Origin of the sequence: Endozoicomonas sp. G2_1 (assembly GCF_017744155.1) — a bacterium.
Taxonomy (GTDB): domain Bacteria; phylum Pseudomonadota; class Gammaproteobacteria; order Enterobacterales; family Alteromonadaceae; genus JAGHQT01.
Window position 1 is genome coordinate 73,826 of the sequence record NZ_JAGHQT010000014.1, and the last position, 21,182, is coordinate 95,007.

17 protein-coding genes are annotated in these 21,182 nt (G+C 43.3%); 5 read left to right on the forward strand and 12 right to left on the reverse strand.

Annotated features, from left to right (window positions below):
- Nucleotides 1–10 precede the first annotated feature (10 nt).
- The 6 genes from hflX to tsaE all read right to left on the reverse strand — a co-directional run bounded on the left by hflX (nt 11) and on the right by tsaE (nt 6,474).
- Nucleotides 11–1,297: a ribosome rescue GTPase HflX gene (gene hflX / locus J7384_RS14540; protein ID WP_209115191.1), complete on the reverse strand. Its 1,287-nt coding sequence runs from the start codon at nt 1,295–1,297 to the stop codon at nt 11–13.
- Nucleotides 1,298–1,330: 33 nt separating this feature from the next.
- Nucleotides 1,331–1,597: an RNA chaperone Hfq gene (hfq, locus tag J7384_RS14545; protein ID WP_209115192.1), complete on the reverse strand. Its 267-nt coding sequence runs from the start codon at nt 1,595–1,597 to the stop codon at nt 1,331–1,333.
- A 108-nt stretch (nt 1,598–1,705) separates the two neighbouring features.
- Nucleotides 1,706–2,647: a tRNA (adenosine(37)-N6)-dimethylallyltransferase MiaA gene (miaA, locus tag J7384_RS14550; RefSeq protein WP_209115193.1), complete on the reverse strand. Its 942-nt coding sequence runs from the start codon at nt 2,645–2,647 to the stop codon at nt 1,706–1,708.
- Nucleotides 2,648–2,677: 30 nt separating this feature from the next.
- Nucleotides 2,678–4,588, reverse strand: coding sequence for a DNA mismatch repair endonuclease MutL (gene mutL / locus J7384_RS14555; RefSeq protein WP_209115195.1), 1,911 nt, complete (start codon nt 4,586–4,588; stop codon nt 2,678–2,680).
- 29 nt (nt 4,589–4,617) lie between these two features.
- Complete coding sequence (locus tag J7384_RS14560; RefSeq protein WP_209115197.1) at nt 4,618–5,937, reverse strand: N-acetylmuramoyl-L-alanine amidase; 1,320 nt, start codon at nt 5,935–5,937, stop codon at nt 4,618–4,620.
- Nucleotides 5,938–5,994: 57 nt separating this feature from the next.
- The gene (tsaE, locus tag J7384_RS14565; protein ID WP_209115198.1) at nt 5,995–6,474 is read right to left on the reverse strand and encodes a tRNA (adenosine(37)-N6)-threonylcarbamoyltransferase complex ATPase subunit type 1 TsaE; all 480 of its coding nucleotides are present in this window, start codon (nt 6,472–6,474) and stop codon (nt 5,995–5,997) included.
- An 81-nt stretch (nt 6,475–6,555) separates the two neighbouring features.
- Between tsaE and J7384_RS14570 the strand changes: the two genes are divergently transcribed.
- Entirely contained in the window at nt 6,556–7,164 is a 609-nt protein-coding gene (locus J7384_RS14570; RefSeq protein ID WP_209115200.1) for a DUF488 domain-containing protein, read from the forward strand.
- Between the two features lie 11 nt (nt 7,165–7,175).
- Here the strand turns inward: J7384_RS14570 and J7384_RS14575 are convergent, their stop codons facing one another.
- Complete coding sequence (locus tag J7384_RS14575; protein WP_209115201.1) at nt 7,176–8,807, reverse strand: NAD(P)H-hydrate dehydratase; 1,632 nt, start codon at nt 8,805–8,807, stop codon at nt 7,176–7,178.
- Between the two features lie 38 nt (nt 8,808–8,845).
- Between J7384_RS14575 and queG the strand changes: the two genes are divergently transcribed.
- Nucleotides 8,846–9,997, forward strand: a complete 1,152-nt coding sequence (queG, locus tag J7384_RS14580; protein ID WP_209115202.1) for a tRNA epoxyqueuosine(34) reductase QueG — start codon at nt 8,846–8,848, stop codon at nt 9,995–9,997.
- 38 nt (nt 9,998–10,035) lie between these two features.
- Here the strand turns inward: queG and J7384_RS14585 are convergent, their stop codons facing one another.
- The 4 genes from J7384_RS14585 to J7384_RS14600 all read right to left on the reverse strand — a co-directional run bounded on the left by J7384_RS14585 (nt 10,036) and on the right by J7384_RS14600 (nt 16,240).
- Nucleotides 10,036–10,257 carry a DUF1289 domain-containing protein gene (locus J7384_RS14585; RefSeq protein ID WP_209115204.1) on the reverse strand — a complete coding sequence of 74 codons (222 nt, stop codon included), beginning with the start codon at nt 10,255–10,257 and terminating at the stop codon, nt 10,036–10,038.
- 3 nt (nt 10,258–10,260) lie between these two features.
- A complete protein-coding gene (locus tag J7384_RS14590; protein ID WP_209115205.1) occupies nt 10,261–13,524 on the reverse strand; it encodes a hypothetical protein in 3,264 nt (1,087 codons plus the stop codon).
- A 96-nt stretch (nt 13,525–13,620) separates the two neighbouring features.
- The gene (rluF, locus tag J7384_RS14595) at nt 13,621–14,367 is read right to left on the reverse strand and encodes a 23S rRNA pseudouridine(2604) synthase RluF (RefSeq protein WP_209115206.1); all 747 of its coding nucleotides are present in this window, start codon (nt 14,365–14,367) and stop codon (nt 13,621–13,623) included.
- Nucleotides 14,368–14,560: 193 nt separating this feature from the next.
- A complete protein-coding gene (locus J7384_RS14600; RefSeq protein ID WP_209115208.1) occupies nt 14,561–16,240 on the reverse strand; it encodes a SulP family inorganic anion transporter in 1,680 nt (559 codons plus the stop codon).
- Between the two features lie 207 nt (nt 16,241–16,447).
- Here J7384_RS14600 and J7384_RS14605 point away from each other — a divergent pair, with 207 nt between their 5' ends.
- On the forward strand, nt 16,448–17,350 hold the full coding sequence (locus J7384_RS14605; protein WP_348523877.1) for a hydrogen peroxide-inducible genes activator: 903 nt from the start codon (nt 16,448–16,450) through the stop codon (nt 17,348–17,350).
- A gap of 138 nt (nt 17,351–17,488) precedes the next feature.
- Nucleotides 17,489–17,968, forward strand: coding sequence for a phosphoribosyl-AMP cyclohydrolase (locus J7384_RS14610; protein ID WP_209115211.1), 480 nt, complete (start codon nt 17,489–17,491; stop codon nt 17,966–17,968).
- Between the two features lie 410 nt (nt 17,969–18,378).
- Here the strand turns inward: J7384_RS14610 and fusA are convergent, their stop codons facing one another.
- Complete coding sequence (gene fusA / locus J7384_RS14615; protein WP_209115212.1) at nt 18,379–20,466, reverse strand: elongation factor G; 2,088 nt, start codon at nt 20,464–20,466, stop codon at nt 18,379–18,381.
- Nucleotides 20,467–20,998: 532 nt separating this feature from the next.
- Between fusA and J7384_RS14620 the strand changes: the two genes are divergently transcribed.
- Nucleotides 20,999–21,182: GTP-binding protein (locus J7384_RS14620; protein ID WP_247741806.1), on the forward strand; the 184-nt coding region annotated here is incomplete at its 3' end.

The following is a 21,182-nucleotide window of genomic DNA, read 5'->3' on the forward strand; positions in this document are numbered from 1 at the left end:
AACCATAAAACTAGTGTTGAATAAAGCTCTCGATCGTCGCTTTGTCCTGCTTAACAATTCGATTCCACTCGCGAGCAGGTAATTTAATGTCCAATAAACAGTTACCTTGGTCGTCGTAATCTTCTTCGGTAATGCAGTTTAGTTGGTATAAGGCACCGCGCAATTTACCCGCACTCGGCGGTATTTTTAATTTGTGTTCAACAACTTGCTTACCCAAGCGCTCTGCTAGCGCTTGAAACAGCAAGTCGATACCAATGTTTGCTTGTGCTGACAACCACACTTTTACTGGCATCCCTTGTTGGTCGCGTTCAATACGCGGCTCGACATCGTCGAGTTTATCAATTTTGTTACAAACTAATAATTGCGGCACTTCACCGGCGTCGATCTCATTTAATACTTCTTGCACTTGCTCGATATTTTGATCGCGTCGGTCATCGGCAATATCCACTACGTGTAGCAATAACTCAGCTTCACGGGTTTCAGTCAGCGTTGCCTTAAACGCCGCGACCAAATCGTGAGGTAGATGACGAATAAAACCAACGGTATCGGCCAATATCACCCGACCGACATCGTCTACTTCAATGCGACGCAGCGTTGGGTCAAGCGTCGCAAAAAGCTGGTTAGCTGCGTACACACCCGACGCTGTAATGCTATTGAACAAGGTTGATTTACCGGCATTGGTATAACCGACTAGCGAGACCGTTGGTATTTCAGCACGATTGCGCGAGCGCCTGCCCTGCTGCCTTTGCTTCTCAACCTTTTCTAAGCGCTTGAGAATATTATTCATGCGCTCACGAAGTAATCGCCTATCCGTTTCTAACTGGGTTTCCCCCGGACCGCGTAAGCCAATACCACCTTTTTGGCGTTCTAAGTGAGTCCAACCGCGAATCAAGCGCGTGCTGATATGTCGCAGCTGAGCTAACTCTACTTGTAACTTACCTTCGTGGGTACGAGCGCGCTGAGCAAAAATATCTAGAATCAACGAGGTCCGATCAACCACCCGACATTGACACAAAGCTTCAATATGCTTTTCTTGCGACGGCGACAAACTGTGATTAAACAGCACCACATTTGCGTCAAAAAGCTTAACCGCCTCTGCCACTTCCTCGGCTTTGCCGGTACCGACAAAATACTTGGGATGTGGTGCATAGCGCTTGCCAGTAACAACGGTAAGTGCGTTAACGCCTGCCGACGAGACCAGCATTTCAAATTCTTGTAAATCTTCCCGCGAGTTATCGTCGGGGAATTCTAAATGAACAAGTATCGCTTGCTCACCTGCCTGATAACGATCAAACAAATGAGCAACTCCAAACAATACCAGTTTTAATCATTATTCTTGATTATCCGACTCTTGGTTTGCACCAGAAGTATTGGTAGGTGCAGACATATTTGGCACTGCACGTGCGGGTACAACTGTAGAAATGGCGTGTTTGTATACCATTTGGCTAACAGTGTTTTTTAATAAGATGACAAACTGATCAAACGACTCAACTTGACCTTGTAGTTTGATGCCGTTAACTAAATAAATTGCCACAGGAATACGATCACGACGTAACGCATTCAAAAATGGGTCTTGTAAAGATTGCCCCTTTGCCATTATTTGGCCCCTTTTGTTATTGTAAATGAATATTTTAAGTTACAGCTACTACTAACGCACATTTGGTATTTCAGTAATTTATAATATAGCTAACTGATTAATTAGCCGTCAATTTTTAAAATTATCAACCAGTGATAAAACGCGCTGTAAATTGTCTTTGTCTTCCATCGTTAGCCAGTTTACCCCTGACCAACTGCGGAGCCAAGTTAATTGTCGCTTTGCGAGCTGCCTAGTTGCACAGATGCCGCGAAAAACCATTTCGTCTAAATCGCACTCGCCGTCTAGGTATTGCCACATTTGTCGGTAACCAACACAGCGGATAGACGGCAAGTCCGGATGTAAATCCCCACGCGCTTTTAACGCTTTCACTTCCTGTTCAAAGCCTTGGGCAATCATTTGCTCGAACCTCAATGCTATACGTTCATGCAAGGTTTTGCGTTCACTTGGCGTAATTGCCAGTTGTAAAACATCACCACTAAGCGCTTCGCCTTTAACGGCAATTAATTGTGACAAAGTGTTTCCAGCGATTCGATAAACCTCAATTGCCCGCGTTAATCGCTGCGGGTCGTTTGGATGAATACGCTCGGCTGACTCAGGATCAAAGCTCGCTAACTCTTGATGCATCGCATCCCAGCCTCGCGCTTTGGCCTCGGCTTCAATTTGCTGACGAACGTCACTATTAGCTTCCGGCAACTTCGAGATACCTTCAACCAAACTTTTAAAGTACATCATGGTGCCGCCAACCAACAAAGGGATACGACCACGACTTCTAATTTCGGCGATCTCAGCCAGCGCATCGCTGCAAAATTCAGCCGCAGAATAAGATTCTGAAGGATCTCTGATATCAATTAAACGGTGCGGATATTGAGCTTGTTCAGCCGCTGTTGGCTTAGCCGTACCAATATCCATACCGCGATAAACTAAAGCAGAATCAACACTAATAATCTCGCATGGCAAGGCGTCGTATAACTCCATGGCCAACGCTGTTTTACCCGAGGCTGTCGGTCCCATTAAACAAATAACAGGAGGTAATTTTTCACTAGTAGACATAATCGCCCAGAATAAAAAAGGATAAAAAGGTTAATTCAACTGATGTATTGCTGATGTAAGGTCAACAGCGACGGAATTCAAGAGCAAACTAGTATCAAATTGTTGTTTCAGTTGATTTTGTGCCTCACTGAAAAAACCGGTTAAATTAATCGAGCTAAAATCTTGTGGAACCATCAGCTGAGCGAGATATTGGCACCACTGACTTTCACTCATGGCAACTGAGTCATCGTATTGGCTCAATAACGATAGCAAGGCTAATACGGTTTTACTTACATCTTGCTGCCGCAACAAGGCGGGAAACTGCCTAATTTGAATGTTTTTATCAGCCTGCTGTAAAACAATACCACTGTGTTTGAAATAGTCTTGATATTGCTCAATCAAGCCAAGCTGTTGAGCAGACAGTGTTAGCTTAACGGGTAACAACAAAGGCTGACTCACTAAGCCCGAGGGCCACAACAATTGTATATGGCTCAATTTTACTGCCGCAGCAAGCTTAACCAAAGACAACAAGCGCACTTCGCCAGCAATATTAATCACCGCATAATGAGGAGCAACAAAGCTAGTTGCCGATAAAGTATCAGTAACTTGAGCGCCAATTTGAGTACTAATATCAGCTTGAGCTTGCTCACTTGGTTCTGGCTCATTAACCGATGACGCTTCGCTGATATCACTTAGCTCAGCGAGATCAGACAATGGCGTCATCAGTCGCTGGTAGTTATCTCCAGCTTGTTGACTAACACCACTTGCGTAACGCTTACTACCGTAATCAGCTGAGCGAGTTTGACCTGCCGAACTTGATTTTAGTGGCGTGACATATTCTTGATAACGAGTACTGCCAAGTTGACCTTGGTATTGAGCGCTTGGTTCATTAACCTGGTGACTTTGGCGAACTGCTGGTTGCTGTTCTGGATATGCCTCGCCCTCAGGTGCTAATGCCAAACTTAGCTCTTGTTCTAGGGCTGTGCGACAAACCGATAAAATAAAGTCGTGAACATAGCGTCCTTGATGAAAACGTACTTCGTGTTTAGCGGGATGAACGTTGACATCAACTTCGCAATAGTCGAGATTCAAAAACAAAACAAAGGCCGGATAAGACTCGTGCGGCAGTAGCTCGGCATAGGCTTGGCGAATCGCGTGATTAATCAGCTTATCGCGCATCATACGTCCGTTGACATAGCTATAGCACAAATCGTTTTGCTTGCGATAAAAACTCGGTTTTGCCAGCCAACCGACCAATTCTAAACCTTCGTGCTGACAGCTCACTTCAAGCGCGTTATCAATAAAGCTTTGTCCGCATACTTGAGCAACCCGACGGCTGTATTGGCTCGCTTGCTTAGCTGCGCGATATTGTTTAACCGTTTTACCGTTGTGAACTAGGGTGAAGCCAACATCAAAACGCGCCAGTGCGATGCGCTTGATCACTTCTTCAATATGACTAAATTCAGTTTTCTCGGTGCGAAGGAACTTACGCCGTGCTGGCGTGTTGAAGAACAAGTCGTTCACTTCAATCGTGGTGCCATCAGGGTGTGCCGCTGGCTGCACGTTGACCGCCATATCTCGACCTTCAGCCATGGCTTGCCATGCCTGCTCTTGTTCAGCTGGCTTTGAAGTGAGTGTTAAACGGGCAACAGAACTAATACTGGCTAAAGCTTCACCGCGAAAACCCAAACTACTAATGGCTTCCAAATCGTCGAGATTTTTAATTTTACTGGTGGCATGACGGCTCAGCGCTAGAGTCAATTGCTCTTTAACAATACCACAGCCGTTGTCGGTAATTTTGATTCGCTTGGCGCCGCCTTTATCAATTTCAATACGCAACTGGGTCGCCCCAGCATCGAGACTGTTTTCAACAAGTTCTTTAACAACCGAGGCTGGCCGTTCTACTACTTCACCAGCGGCAATTTGGTTCGCCAAACGAGCCGGTAAAATCTCAATGGTCATTTATATCAAGCCTTAGCGAGAAAGTGCCACTAGGCACGAGGGATTTTTAAGGTTTGGCCAATTTTAACTACATTTGAGCTTAAATTATTGACTGACTTTAATTGATTCACCGAGACTTTATAGCGCTGCGCCAGCACCGACAGTGATTCGCCGCGAGCAACCTTGTGCTTGCGATAACCAACTGACGCGTAATAGCTATCTAACGGTGGATTTGCCGAAAAGTAATTTTTCACGGAATTGGCAATTGCATTGGCTAATTTTTCTTGGTGCTTGGCACTTTTTAATCGGCGCTCTTCACCCGGATTTGAAATGAACCCGGTTTCTACCAACACAGATGGGATATCAGAAGATTTCAACACCGCTAGACTCAAGCGACCTGGCTTGGGTTTGTGCATTTTCGTCACTTTTTTCAGCTCACCGACAACGTGCTCGGCGAAGTCGTAACTGCTGGCCATTGTATGTTCTTTTTTCATGTCAGCCAGCGCAATAGCCAAATTATTATCTTTAGTCTTTTTAATGGTTTCGCCAGCGCCCCCCAAAAGCTCCGATTGCTTTTGACGATTTGAAATCCAACGACTCAGTTCAGCGTTGGCGCGTCGGGTTGCTTGTACTAACACTGAAGCACCGCTGGGCTTGGGCGAGGTAAAAGCATCCGCGTGAATTGAAATAAGCAAGTCGGCTTTGTATTTGCGAGCGAGTTCGGTTTTGCGATTGTGATTAACGTAATAATCACCTTTGCGAATCATCACCGCTTTTAAGCCTTTTTCTTTGTTGATAACGCGCTGTAATCTCTTCGCTATCGCCAAGGTAATGTGCTTTTCATAGGTGCCTTTTGGCCCGATTGAACCGGGATCATCACCGCCATGCCCCGCGACAATGGCGACAATGATATCGCGTTTTTGATTACTTTTAGGCTGATGGGTTGCAACCGCTTTTTTCTCTTTGTCGTACAAATCAACTACTAAACGATCGCCGTATTGGCCAGCAGGGCCAAGTGGAAAGACACTGGTACGATAGTCTTTAGCCAACTCAAGCACTAAGCGGGTAGTCCCTTTTTTACTTTTGCTGGTGCGAATGCGCTTAATGCGTTTGTCGTTTTTGGCTAACTTGGCAAGTGCGACAGTATTTTTACTGTCTTTAAAATCAATAACTAAACGCTGCGGTTTAGTCAGTGAAAAATATTTGTATTCAGGCTTTTTCGATAGGTCAAAGACTACGCGAGTACTATCCGGCGCCGGCCAAACCCGAACGCCTTTAATCGAGTTAGCAGCATAGACAAGTTGGCCTAAGCCGAGTGCGGCGATTAAGCTGAAGAACAACACTAAACGGTTGAATATTTTTGTCGTCATTAACTACTAACTCTGTAATTTGCAGTATGCGTGCGATTAATTGATTACTTAAGTTGATTAACCGATATTGACCAAAGCAGTGACCAATTGTTCCCCTAAGTCACTGTGAGCTATCAAAGAAAGTTCTCTTTGCTCATCTTTATAAGCCATATTAATGGTAATATCTGGATTAGCCAAGAGCCCCTGACCTTTTTCTGGCCACTCAATAAAAGCGCAACTCTGCTCGGCAAAATAGTCTCGAATTCCCATAAACTCAAGTTCTTCGGGATCAGCCAAACGGTATAGATCAAAGTGATAGACTTGCCAATCGCCCAGTTCGTATGGCTCAACTAAGGTGTAGGTCGGGCTTTTAACATTGCCAGTATGCCCCATTGCTTGGACAAAACCTCGCGTTAGCGTGGTTTTGCCGGCACCTAAATCGCCGTTTAGGTAAACGACTATCCCTTGATTTAACTGATTTTTTACTGCATCAGCTAAAGTGTTACCAAATGCAACTGTCGCTTGTTCATCCGCTAATATTTGGTTTAATTGCTTCATAACCACTTAAATAGATATCACCCGTGTAAATAATTCTTGTTATTATGCCATTTACTGACCAAATCACCAATTGCAAACAGAATGACCACTTCGGCAAAAATTTACACCATAGGTTACGCCACAAAAGCGCTCGATAATTTCATCCAACAGCTTAAACGTTACCGCATTGATGTGGTCGCCGATGTTCGTTCTGTGCCTTATAGCAAGGTCTTTCACGACTACCATCGCGAAGCAATTCAAGGAGCGCTCAAGCAACATGGTATTCGCTATGTTTACCTAGGCGACGAACTCGGTCCGCGCTCTAAAGAGCCTAGCCATTACGATGATAGCGGGCAAGTACAGTTTGACCGATTAATGCAAGCACCATTGTTTAAAGACGGTATCGAGCGCTTGTTCAACGGGTTAGATAAGGGTTTTAGCATAGCGTTAATGTGTGCTGAAAAAGACCCTGCCACTTGTCATCGCAGTTTATTAATCGGTTACTTCCTCGAACACTACCAAGACGCTAAAAAGCTCGAGATTTTGCATATTGATCACTTTGGTGAACTAGAACAACAAGATCAATTGGAGCAACGCTTGTGTCAGCATCACGGTATTGAAATGGACTTATTCATGAGCGCAGAAGAGCGCCAGCAACAAGCCTATCAATTGCAGCTAAAACAAACCTCATATCGCAAACCTGTTGAATAATAAAATAGCCGCTACAAACCTGACATCGTTGTAGGTAGGGCATCGACAATATCACTAGCCAATAAACCGCGCTGTGCTAATTTTTTCACTAATAAATCGGCACAGTAACCGTGTATAAAGCAGGCGTAGCGCACCGCCTCAAGCATTGAACCAAATTGCAAAACACTGGCAGCACAAATACCCGCTAAAACGTCCCCCATGCCACCTGAAGCCATACCTGGATTACCTGAGCTGTTTATCCAAACTTGCAGGCCATCACTAATCAAGGTACCCGCGCCTTTTAGTAGACAAATACCACCAAATTTTGTCGCTATCGCGTTAACCGCAGCAAAACGATCGGCTTCAATATCGGCGACTGTTGTCTTTAACAGTCGAGCGGCTTCAAGTGGGTGCGGCGTTAATAACCAGTTAGCTCGCTTACACTGAACTTGCTCGTTTTCAGGCAGCTGCGCCAATAAATTTAAGCCATCGGCATCGAGTACAATAAACTTATCCTTCATACTGTCAGGGTGTTGAATAATTTGTTTAAACAAAGCCTTGCCCCAGTCACCTTGTCCTAAACCTGGACCGATAACAATAACCTTAGCTTTGGCAAAATGACTGTGATTAAGCAATTCCTCACTCGATGTTGGCGCGAGCATCAGTTCAGGTCGACCATGAAAAACCAGTGCTTGATTACTCGCATGACACGCAACTGACACTAAGCCAGCCCCGGCTCGAAGTGCCGCTTCTGCCGACAATCGAATAGCACCGGGCATACCCTCTGCGCCACCAATCGCCAAAACTAAACCAACCTCGCCTTTGTGACAACCTACGCGCCTTGCTGGCATCACTGGTAAATTAGTTTTGCCTTGCACCGAGCACTCAGTTGCCACCTGCTGCTGAAATGCGTGATTAATTGATAGCGGCGCTAAATAGAGTTGACCAACAACATCAGGGCCACGGCCAGTTAACAAACCTTGCTTAACCGCAATAAAACTAATGGTATCGGTGGCGCTAATACAACTATCTAATGACCTATTTAGTTGATCTTGATTGTTTTCAATATTGCCAGTAGTGGCGTTTAACCCCGACGGGATATCGACGCTGATAACATTAAAAGTTGAACGATTCACCGCAGTCACCAGCTCGCGTATTGGTTGTGATAAACAGCCTCTAAAGCCAATACCAAATAGGGCATCAATTACAAGACAATGCTTAAAGCCTTGCTGAAACTGTTTGAGTTGACAAGCAAATAAATTTAAAGAGGGACTGGAAGGAAGTAAATACTCACTATAGCTTTCTGTATTCATCGCTGTTTGCTGCAATAGTTGATAAGCAGTTAACGCGTCTCCTGTTAATACTTGTGGCTGACACACGAGTATTAAATCAACTGGAAGACCACTCTCTATCGCCAACCTCGCTGTTATAAAACCATCGCCACCATTATTACCTTTACCCGCTAATACGATTAACTTATCGGTTGCTGGATAATGTGATTTTAAATGAGTAAATACTGCTGTCCCTGCCATCGTCATCAAATCAAACATGGCAATATTGCTCGCGGTTGCCACCTCACGTTCGTGTTCAAGAAGCTGCTTAGCGCTGTATACTCGCTGTGGTAAACTATCGGCAAGTTTTACTGTGGTCATGCTCTCGATCATAGTCGTCCTAACTTATCAGGTGTTTTAACAAGGTGTCGATGTCATCATCTAATATCAACTATCAAGCTTTGGCGGAAAAAATCAAGTCGTGGAGTACTGAGTTGGGCTTTGCTCAAGTCGGTATTGCCGATATTGATTTAACCGAGCAAGAGGCACCTTTACTCGATTGGCTCGCAAACAATTACCACGGTGATATGGACTATATGGCGCGACACGGGTTAATGCGAGCAAGGCCAAATGAACTTGTGCCAGAAACCGTGCGGGTGATTAGTGTGCGGATGAATTACCTGCCAACCAGCGCAAAATTTGCCAAATTACTCAGTAAACCCGATCACGCTTATGTCAGTCGCTATGCCCTTGGCCGCGATTATCACAAGTTGATGCGCAAGCGCTTAAAACAGCTCGGCGAGAAAATTAAACAGCATTGCCAAACATTTAACTATCGTCCATTTGTTGATTCAGCACCTGTATTAGAGCGACCTTTAGCCGAAAAAGCCGGTCTAGGCTGGACTGGTAAGCATTCGCTAATTATTAATCAGCAAGCCGGTTCTTGGTTTTTCCTCGGCGAATTATTGGTTGATATTCCCCTGCCTGTTGACACTCAAGTTGAAGAAAAGTGTGGCAGCTGTGTTGCCTGCTTAAAAATATGTCCAACTCAGGCGATAGTGGCGCCTTACGTGATCGACGCTCGCCGCTGTATTTCGTATCTCACTATCGAAAAGCAAGGAATCATTGAAGAAGAGTTTCGGCCACTGATTGGCAATCGAATATACGGTTGTGATGACTGTCAGCTGATTTGCCCATGGAATAAATTTGGCGAATTAAGTGCTGAACAAGACTTTCAAGCACGACAAAACTTGGATGAAATCAGTTTGCTCGAAGTATTCAGTTGGTCTGAAGACGAGTTTCTCGCCAAAACTGAAGGTTCACCGATTAGGCGTATCGGCTTTCAAAGCTGGCAACGAAATATTGCTATCGCTATGGGCAACGCTCCTTACCAAATTGAGATTATCAACGCTTTAACCGAAAGGCTAGCTAACGCCGATGACGTTGTTACGGAGCACATTGAGTGGGCACTTAGTCAGCAAAAAGATAAACAACAGCAAAGTAGTCAAGCAATTCCTGTCAATCATCGCTTAACAGGCAGATTAGTGCGTTCAATAGAAAAAGGTTTACCGCGAGACGCTTAAACTCATGTTGTTTTACTTTCGGTTATTGCGCGGTTAGTTCACTCTGGCTTGTTGAGTTGGCTGCGATTGAGTTTGTGTTGCTGACACTCGGCCATAATCGCTAATCTTTCCGCTTCAGAATAACGGCGCCAGCCGACAATTTCATCAAGATGGCGATAACAGCCCAAACAATAGTCTTGCTCGTTCAAACAACAATTTCGCACACACGGGCTACTTATCATTTCAGCTTGATTTGAACTGGCGTAATTATCGGCAGGCATAGGCTAAATTGCCTCGGCATACAAATTGAGCGCAATTGTCGCCTGTTGAAGGTCCGCCAACAAATGAGCTGCCCGCTGAAAGTCTTGTTGTTCAAGACTTTGCTGACACTGCTCAGCAATAGCAAGTAAATTAGAAGCTGCCATAATGCGAGCTATTGTGCTAATTTTTGCTACCAAAGTTTGGCAAGCAGCAACATTTTTATGCCTAATTTCAGAGGCTAAGCTCGCTTGTAGTTGCTCAAGTGATGCGATGTGATGATCCAACATAAATACCGCCATTTCAGGAGAACCTTGGTTATTGGCATATTCAGCGAGATCAAAAGCCGCTGGCAACTTATCAAACTGGCTGTGGCTGTCTTTATATTCATTGTTCACTAAGGCCAATTTAGCTTCTAATCGCTTGACCTGTTCAACCAAGGCCTGATGTTCGCTATCTTCACTACACTCTTTTTCCGCTGGCTGCTGTTGCAGCCAGGGTGCAAGCAAGGTTAAGAGCTGCTGAACACTGTCGCGATCTAATTGTTGAGACAAGGTTTCTAATTGCCAGTTTGAAAGCTCGCCAGCATCATTATCATTGAGCTGCCAAGCTTGTTCTTGAAAACTGATAACCGCTCTTGAACACGCTTGACCAGACGCCATTTCAATTAATGGCGACTCGGCAAAGTTAGTCAATAACACCGTATAACGACCACTGTGCCAATAACGTAAACAATCAGATGACAAATGAGTAAACGTCACCCGACAACCAATCGCCTTAAGTAACAATAACCACGGTTTTGCTTGTTGATAGTCGCCATGGCCAACCAGTACCTGTAATGGTACTTGTAGTGGCGGTAATTCAGTTAAAAACGCTGAGTCCAACCAAGCCAATGGTGTTGGTAATGTTAAAATATCAGTGTCGCTAAACTCAATGGGCTCCGATAAATCAGCGCCTTGGGCTGATTCAGCCAACGCGTGCATTAAGGTAAATGACAACTGATAGCCGCTAGCAGTTGTTGCGAGTTGCAAATTATCACCGTGTAAATAGTGGAATAACTCAGTCAAAACCAGTGCACCACTGGCGTTGACTACTTCTGGCAAGTTATCTGCGTTGAGTTCAACACCGTTAACCAAGTGGCTCAATACACTTGGTACAATGAGCGCTGAATTTTCATTAGTGCCTTGTTCTAAAGAAACACTTAAAACGTATCTAACCGCATGTTGGCCAGCATTTTTGTCAGCAAGACTTAGCGACAAGCCAATTGACGCATGTTGTTGACTGAGACCATCACGAACTATTGCCAATAAATATTGAAAGCATTGCTGATAAGTCTCGTTGTGCACATTTAGTTTAGTATTGAGCTGAGGCTCAGCATGAACATAAAAGTTGATACCTTGTTCTTTCTTATTAGCTATCAAAACCTTTTCAGCAGAGCGTAAACGAGCGTTGATCACTAGTTCAGCCAGCAAATCGGTCAATTCTATATCACTGCGAGTGAGTGCTTTTTGCTGCCACTTTAGCAGTAGTAAGCGCAAGTCTTGCAGCTGTGTTGAACGATAAAACGAAGTAAGGCCAGCATCATTAGCGGACAAAGTTGGCAGTTGTTGATCGGCGATTATCAATTCACTATTTTGGCTAACAACATCGATTTGCTGAACAGTATCACGCGCGAGTTGCTGAGTTCGCTGATCGGTTATTTTTTGCTGCAGTTGGTCGACGATTTCACGTTGCTCATTGACGTCGTTTTGATTAACCAAAATTCCACGCCAACCATCGCGATACTCGAGCGTTAAGCGATAATGTTGCTGATCAACGACAATCGTGACACTGGCTGCTTGTTTTTTACTCTTAGCTACTTTTGCACCATCAATTACTTGTTTAAATTGAACTTTGTTTAAAGCCGAGATCAGAGTTTTTCTCGCAATAGCTTTTGATGATAACCCTAGCAGGGTTAGCAATAGTTTAGGTGCAACGAGTTGGCCTTGACTATCGAGCTGCCAACAATAAATTTGCTGCTGCGCAAGGTCATCAAGCAAAACATTCTGCTCTTGTAGCAAATGCTGATAATCTTGCTCACTGAAGCTTGGCTTGACAATACTCTGCACTAACTCAATTATTTCCGCCTGCTCATAAGTTGTTGGCTCAAGACTCGACAACTCAGCGCCATATTTAACACCCGCTAACAAGGCTCGTGACTGCTCTGCAAACAACTTAGCTCGGCTTCTTACTTTGAGCAGTAGTAACAACAAAGCCATTACCGAGATTAATAATAAGGAAAATGCACCTAATCTTTGTTGCTCTTTGCTAAAGTGCTTGGTAAGTAATTGCTGTGTGTCGGTAATGAAACTTGGCAACACTGACGAGTAACCAGTTTCATTAATTTGATAGACCTGACTCAATGAAATGAGCTTTTGCTGTTGTTGACTAATTAAGCTGCGGTAGTCTTCTGCCAGTCTCAAATGGCTGCGCCACTTCGCCAGCATAGTTTGAGGTTCATAGAGCAATGCCAATAAGATATCAAGCTGGGTAGTTAAGCTTTGTAACGGTTTATCTGGCGAGTTGCGCTCGGCAAGTTGTTGATAAGTCGTTTGAATCAGTTCGCTAGCACGACGGTAGTGTTCAAATTCATTAATTGTAGTTTGCACCGACAATAGTGCTAAGCCGTCATTCAGTTTGGCCAAAGCACCAGAAAGCTCGATTAAAGACTCAAATTCGCTCATCAATTGCGCATGTGCTCGTGCTCTTGTTACTGTGACTCGGTCACTTCTGCTATCACTGTTGATCAATCTCAGTAACTCTTGTTGTCGCTGTTTTTTCAGCGTCATTAACTCAGTAAGGTTGGTTTGAGTTAATTGCACCTGAATTAACACACTTTGTCTGAGTTGCTGATTGCGGCCAGAGTGTTGGCTAAGGTGTGTTAATGATTGCTCTAACTGAGCAGCGGAACGTGCCAGCAAAGGAAAATTTTCACCGCTATCAGCTAGCTTTATTTGTTGGCTAAGTAATTTAAGTTGTTGAAAAACGCGTTGATGTAACTGCAAATATTGACCAGCATCTTTGGCCAGCAAAATTTCCGTCATTAAGCTTTGGCTGTCGGCAATATTATTGTAAACACTCAATTGCTTTTGCAAAGCCGGAACTTGTTGCCGTTCGAACTGTTCTAATTTTAGCTCGCCTTCAACAAGTAAAAACGCCAGCGTTAATAAGGCAAAAGCAAAGACCAAAACACAGCTCAACAGCAAGCCAGTGTATTGCTGATAAAAAGGCTTAATTGACGAATTTTCCATATAAAACAGTAGCCAGTTTTAAGAGATAAAAAATAAACTGGCACCAGTCTAGAGCAATGTCGCAGTATTGACTAGTCGAAGCCAATGGTTATCAAACTATTCAGCGGTTTTTTTCGAGTGTTTTACCGCTAAGTTAATATCGCGCATTTCTTCGGCAGTTAAATCTCGCCATTGACCCGGCCGTAAACCAGCAATAGAGACATTCATAATACGGGTGCGTTTGAGCTTTTTAACTTCATAACCCAAGTATTCGCACATCCGGCGAATTTGTCTATTTAAGCCCTGCGTTAAAACTATGCGGAAAACAAATTTGCTTTGCATTGTCGTTTTACACGGCTTAGTAATCGTACCTAAAATCGGGACCCCTTTGCTCATACGCGTAATAAAGCGCTCGCTAATAGGCTTATCAACGGTTACGACATATTCTTTTTCGTGAGCGTTTTCAGCCCGCAGGATTTTATTGACGATATCACCGTCGCTCGTTAGAAAAATAAGCCCTTCGGAAGGTTTGTCCAAACGGCCGATGGGAAAAATGCGCTCTTTATGGCGAATGGCATCAATTATATTACCTTTGACATGACGTTCAGTGGTACAAGTAATACCTATTGGTTTGTTGTAAGCGATATACACCCGATCAGATTTGTTTTCTGGCGCGGCACCAATTACCTTACCTGATACTTTAACAACATCACCCGGCTGTACCTTGGTACCTAGCTCGGGCAACTTATCGTTGATGGTGACTTTTTGCTGTTCAATCAACTTGTCAGCTTCACGGCGTGAGCAAAACCCAGACTCACTAATATATTTATTGAGGCGCTTACCTGCTACTGTTTGTTCACTCACCGCTTTATCCGCTATTTAATCTGTTCTAAAAATATATGAGTTGTGATTATATCAAACTAACATCTATACCCAAACCACATCGAAAGGAATGATTTTTAAGCTCACCCAGCCAGGAATGACTTATAGATTAACAGGTAATAAAAAACCGCCTTACGGCGGTTTTTTAGTGCAGTCAGATATTAAAATATATCATTTAAGCAGGTCGCGGCTGCACTGAGCTAACCTGCTGATCTTTTTTTGACTTCTTCTTTGCCTTTTTCTCTTCGCGAGCTGCCGCTACAGCGTCAACCGCCGATTTCAACGCATCAATTCTTCTAGAAAAAACATGTGAACTATCAAAATGTTCATCGATTCCTAAACCAGTTAGTACGCTTTCAACATCAGAACTTAAACCTGACACAAACAGAATTTTACCGCTCGCCATCGCATCGCAAGCAATAGTTTCTACTGCTCGTGCTGCAGAAACATCCATAAATGGCACACGTTCAAAATCAAGTATCAGCGCGTGCGTACTATCTTTGACTTTTTCTCTAACGTGATGACCAACATCTGCCGCAGCCCCAAAGCTCAACGGACCGCCAAAATCGAATACTCGAACGCGACCATGAGCCTGCACTAATAATTCGTGCTCTTCTGGATCATCCAAATGCTCAGGCATATTTTTAAGCTTGTCGAGTTGGAACTGAGCCACTTGTTTAACATATGCAAGTGCAGCTAAGACAACACCAACACCTACCGCTTGGATAAGGTCAACAAACACCGTCATCAAGACCACAATCGCCATCAACACTAAATCAAAACGCGGACCACGGTGTGCCTTCTTGATGTAGCTCCAATCAATAATATCAGCACCCGCTTTAACCAAAATACCCGCCAATACAGCATGTGGAATATGAGAAGCTAAACTGCCTAAACCAAGTACGATAGCAAGTAACAACAACGCGTGCACCATACCTGATATTTGACCACGGCCACCGGTACGAATGTTAACGAAGGTACGCATAGTTGCACCAGCACCAGCGATACCGCCGATGAAACCAGCAACTGTATTACCAATACCTTGACCTACTAACTCTTTGTTACTGTTGTGACGTGTACGGGTCATGTTGTCAGCAACTAACGAAGTTAATAGGCTGTCAATTGCACCTAACACCGCCAAAATTATTGCCGCTTCTAAAACAAGGGCAAAGCTATCTTGAGTGAAAACAGGCATAACAAGTTCAGGTAAACCCGTTGGAATATCGCCAAGTACAGGAACATTACCAATCACTAAGCTCGCGAAGGTACCAATTAATAGTGCAGCTAATGCTCCAGGAACATACTTGCCCCAGCTAGCTGGCCATTTGTAAGCAATAATTAAGGTACCAAGTCCTAAGACCAAGGTGTAAGGATTGAGCGCGGAAACAGCAGCTGGAATATCACCAATAGCGTCCAATGTGTTACTTGGCGAAGGATGTCCCATCAACACAATTACTTGCAGGCTGATAATAATGACGCCAATACCACTCATAAAACCGGAAATAACAGGGTAAGGCACTAATCGGATATAGTCCCCAAGCCCAAATAATCCCATCACTATTTGAATAACACCCGCCAGTATTACAGCCGTAAAGATTAGCGCTGGGTCACCGGTTAAACTGGCAAACAAGCCTGCTAAGACAACAACCATTGGACCTGTAGGTCCAGAAATTTGTGAAGGAGTGCCGCCAAACAGGGCTGCAAAAAAGCCAACGGCGATAGCCCCATACATGCCAGCAATAGGCCCTAAACCGGACGCAACGCCAAATGCCAATGCCAATGGCAAGGCAACAATACCAGCGGTAATACCACCGGTGATATCCCCTCGAATATTCGAGGTATCAATTTTAATCATAACGATATCCTATGTGAAAACAGCAAAAAGCGCTTATCCCCTTTAACTAGTTTATTTATTTTATTCTATTTTTTTAATTTGCGACACTATCTCCTGATAGTTATATAGAAAGATATACAATTTCGTGATAGATTTTAACTATCACGAATTAGATTTATCAAATAAAGGACAGAGATTATCAATAACAAGCCAACCATAAAGCAGCTCATTTATTTTGAAGCTGTCGCGTCAACCTTGAACTTTCGTCAAGCAGCACAGCGTTTAAATATTACGCAACCAACATTGACGCTTCAAATTAACAGCCTAGAGCAACAAATCGGTTTTCAATTATTCGAACGCTCACGATCTGGTACTTTGTTATCGGCACAGGGCAGAGAATTACTGCCCTTAGCCAAGAAAGTCTTAGAGGCAAGTGACGCATTATTAGATACAGCTAATTGGATTAAAAATGGCCCTGTGACTACCTTTAAGATAGGGATTCCACCAACCCTTGGACCATACTTATTGCCTTGGATATTGCCAGAATTACACAAACAATATCACGAACTAAAACTCTATGTAAGAGAAGCAGCACCCAAGCTTTTAGAACAACAACTTTTAAATGGCGAGTTTGATTTAATTCTTTCTTCTATGCCAACAACCTCAGACGAACTGACGGTACAACCGCTTTTTAACGAACCAGTAAAGTTTGTTGTCCCTGCCGACCACCCATTAGCCGCCCAAGACGATGTTGCTGCTTCTCAAATATCGGGAGAAAGTGTCTTAACACTAGAAGAGCATCATTATCTACACACCCAAGTGCGTGATATTTGCGAACAGTTTGGCGCTCACTTAATGCGAGACTTTGAAGGTACTAGCTTAGATACCCTCAGACAAATGACAGTGATGGGCTTAGGCGTTGCATTTTTGCCAGGGCTTTATATTCACTCAGAAATGCACCGCCCAGAAGCACTACACGTGTGTGAGCTGCGTGATAACGATCTTAGTCGCAACCATGCGTTGATCTGGCGTTCAAAATCACCAAGTCGTATTTTTTTCCGCGAGTTGGCAGGCAAATTTAACGAAATTATTAAGGAAAAATTATCCAATATTGTCACTGTTATCGATTAATTGATCTGAGTTATGACATTTTTTACTTGAAAAAGTGATTAAAAACGTTAGAAACTATGCTCCCTGATAGATCTATCGTTAGTAAAAATACGTAATGCGATAGAATAAACTTATCAATTTACAACAGTGAGGATATTTATGAGCTCATCTATTACAGAACAAGAACTAGAACAAGCGCGTAAAATTTGGGGTGATGCCCTTGTCGCTATTTCAACAGCATACGACGAGCAAGGTATTGAAGCAGCGACTGAACTAGCTAATGGCGCGCTTGACGCAGCCTACGGTTACAATTTAGGTCCTGTGCTTTTTAAGCCGACCTTAGCCAGTGGCGAGAAAACATTCCGCCCAACCCGAGAAGGCGCATTGTCGTACTTTGTCGGCCACAACGACGATTACCCATTAGATGGCGGCTTTGGTATCAAGAGTTGGCGCTCGGTTGTTTCAGAAACTTCAGCGAGCTTTATCGAAGGCGATGTTGCTATGTGGATGGGCTGGGTAACCTTTACCGACAAAGATGGTAACGTCACAAAAGTTGATAAGAGTTGGGGCTACAAAAAAGATGAAGAAGGAACATTGCGTATTGTTCTTCACCACTCTTCTCTTCCTTATCAGCCATAATCGTTAATTAACGATTACTGCTAAATCTAATTGAAAAAGCCGTACTTGTTTAAAGCAGGTGCGGCTTTTGATATGTTCTGTTGGCAAAATTTTGCTTTGTATCACAACTTTTGTTACGCCGTTCTAGGCATTAGACGATTTTCCTCAAGTACTTATTGCTCGCGCTAACGACTTGCTGTCACCTCGCAATAGTCCGATATACTTTTACCCGCTTAGCTAATAGAGCAGGTTAATATAATCCCTCCAAAACTTTGATTATGTTTGTAAAAATCACCTTATAAATGAATCAAACTTTATTATTAAAATTGTAACAAGCGTGCTTTAATTGCAGAAAAACTAAAATTAGTAGCAACAAAAAAGGTCACCGAAGTGACCTTTTTTAGAGATGATAATTAACTAAAAGTTGCTAATTACTTCTTATCGTTGCGCTCTTTAACTTCAGCAATTACTTGCTCAGCAACGTTTTGTGGTGCTGCTGCGTAGTGGCTGAATTCCATAGAGAATTGACCACGACCTGAAGTGATAGTACGCAAGTGACCGATGTAACCAAACATTTCTGATAATGGCACGTCAGCTTTGATGCGAACGCCAGTAGTACCAGCTTCTTGGTCTTTGATCATACCGCGACGACGGTTAAGGTCACCGATTACGTCACCAACGTGATCTTCTGGTGTGAATACGTCAACTTTCATAGTTGGTTCAAGAAGTTGTGCACCAGCTTTTGGCATTGATTGACGGAATGCGCCTTTCGCTGCGATTTCGAAAGCTACTGCTGATGAGTCAACTGCGTGGTAACCACCGTCGAATAGTTCGATTTCAACGTCAAGTACAGGGAAGCCAGCAACTGGACCTTCTTCCATCATACCTGCGAAACCTTTTTCGATTGCAGGGAAGAATTCTTTAGGTACGTTACCACCTACAACTGTTGAAGAGAACTTGAAGCCTGAGTTTGGCTCGCCTGGCTTGATGCGGTAATCGATCTTACCGAATTGACCTGAACCACCAGATTGTTTCTTATGCGTGTAAGAATCTTCTACTTCAGCAGTGATAGTTTCGCGGTATGCTACTTGTGGCTTACCAACTTCTAATTCAACACCGTAAGTACGCTTAAGGATGTCTACTTTGATATCTAAGTGAAGTTCACCCATACCTTTAAGGATGGTTTCACCTGAATCTTCGTCAGTTTCAACTTGGAACGTTGGATCTTCTGCAACCATCTTACCGATAGCGATACCCATCTTCTCAGCACCACCTTTCTCTTTAGGAGAAACAGCGATTGAGATTACTGGCTCAGGGAATACCATCGCTTCAAGGGTACAAGGTTGTTTAACATCACATAAAGTGTGACCCGTTTGAACGTTCTTCATACCAACGATAGCTAAAATGTCACCCGCTTGCGCTTCAGTTAACTCAGTGCGGTCTTCAGCTTGCATCTCTACCATACGGCCGATACGCTCAGTCTTACCTGTGAACGAGTTAAGAACTGTGTCACCTTTCTTAAGACGACCAGAGTAAATACGTACGAACGTAAGTGCACCGAAACGGTCATCCATAATTTTGAATGCTAACGCACGGAACGGCTCTTCAGCATCAACTAAAGCAAATTCACCAGTAGGCTCACCTTCTTCGTCAGTTAATGGCTGAGGTGGTACTTCAGTTGGAGACGGTAAGTAGTCAACAACAGCGTCAAGAAGAAGTTGCATACCTTTGTTTTTGAATGCAGAACCACAGTAAGTTGGGAAGAATAGCAATTCGTTAGTACCTTTGCGGATACACGCTTTAATTTGCTCTTCTGTTGGGTCTAACTCACCTTCAAGGTATTCCATTAGTAAATCTTCGTCTGCTTCTAGTGCAGTTTCGATTAACATTTCACGGTATTCAGCAGCTTGCTCAACCATGTCTGCTGGAATGTCTTGAACTTCGTAATTTTCTGGCTGACCTGAGTCATCCCATACGTAAGCTTTTTGGCTTAATACGTCAACAACACCAACGAAGTTGTCTTCTTCACCAATTGGTAAAGTCATAACAAGTGGGTTAGCACCAAGTACGTTTTGTACTTGATCTTTAACGCGGAAGAAGTTTGCGCCTAAACGGTCTAACTTGTTTACGAAGATTAAACGAGCAACTTTTGACTCGTTCGCGTAGCGCCAGTTAGTTTCTGATTGTGGCTCAACACCACCAGAACCACAGAATACACCAATACCACCATCAAGAACTTTTAATGAACGGTAAACTTCTACGGTGAAGTCAACGTGACCAGGAGTGTCGATTACGTTAAAACGGTGCTTTTTCCACTCACAAGTAACAGCAGCAGACTGGATAGTAATACCACGCTCAGCTTCCTGTTCCATGAAGTCAGTTGTTGACTCACCATCATGTACTTCACCAATCTTGTGGATCATACCTGTAAGTTTCAAAATTCGTTCGGTTGTTGTGGTTTTACCCGCATCAACGTGAGCGAAAATACCAATATTTCTGTATTTTGATAAATCTGCCATTGTCTTGCTCTATAGGTTTATAAAATAGGTTTAACTAAAAAACCGCGCGAGTATATCAGAACTTCAACCAAACAGACATATTAAATCGGAAAATTTCTTGATTAAATGTTAATCACTCATCATTTGATTAAGTACATCTATATATAAGCAGAATATATCGATCAAAATACGGTGATCAGATCGGTCTCGCAGGATCCTAAAAAAGATCCTAATAGCGCCACTATTAATAACCAAAAATAATAAAAAGTGAAAAAGCGCAATTTTTTCTGTTTTTTTACAAATTTTCGCAGATTTTCACGGATAAAATTTAGACAACAACATCAGAGTTTGGTAAATTTGCGCGGTTGTCTTGTTCTGATAAAGGATCACGGTGATTTTTTGGCAGTATAAGGCGGTAATTATAGTAATTGCACTTATGGTGTTTATCTTTTTTAAACCCCATAAATAGTAGATAAATGTGCGTTAATCGCCAAATACGCAAATTTCAGACTCAACAGATTGAGTCTTTTTATACTTTTAAGGTAAGAGAAAAATGGCTAAAGAAAAATTTGAACGTTCGAAACCGCACGTAAACGTTGGTACTATCGGACACGTTGACCACGGTAAAACAACGTTAACTGCTGCTATCTCTGCAGTATTAACTAAAACTTTCGGTGGTGAGACAAAAGATTTCGCACAAATCGATAACGCTCCAGAAGAGCGTGAGCGTGGTATTA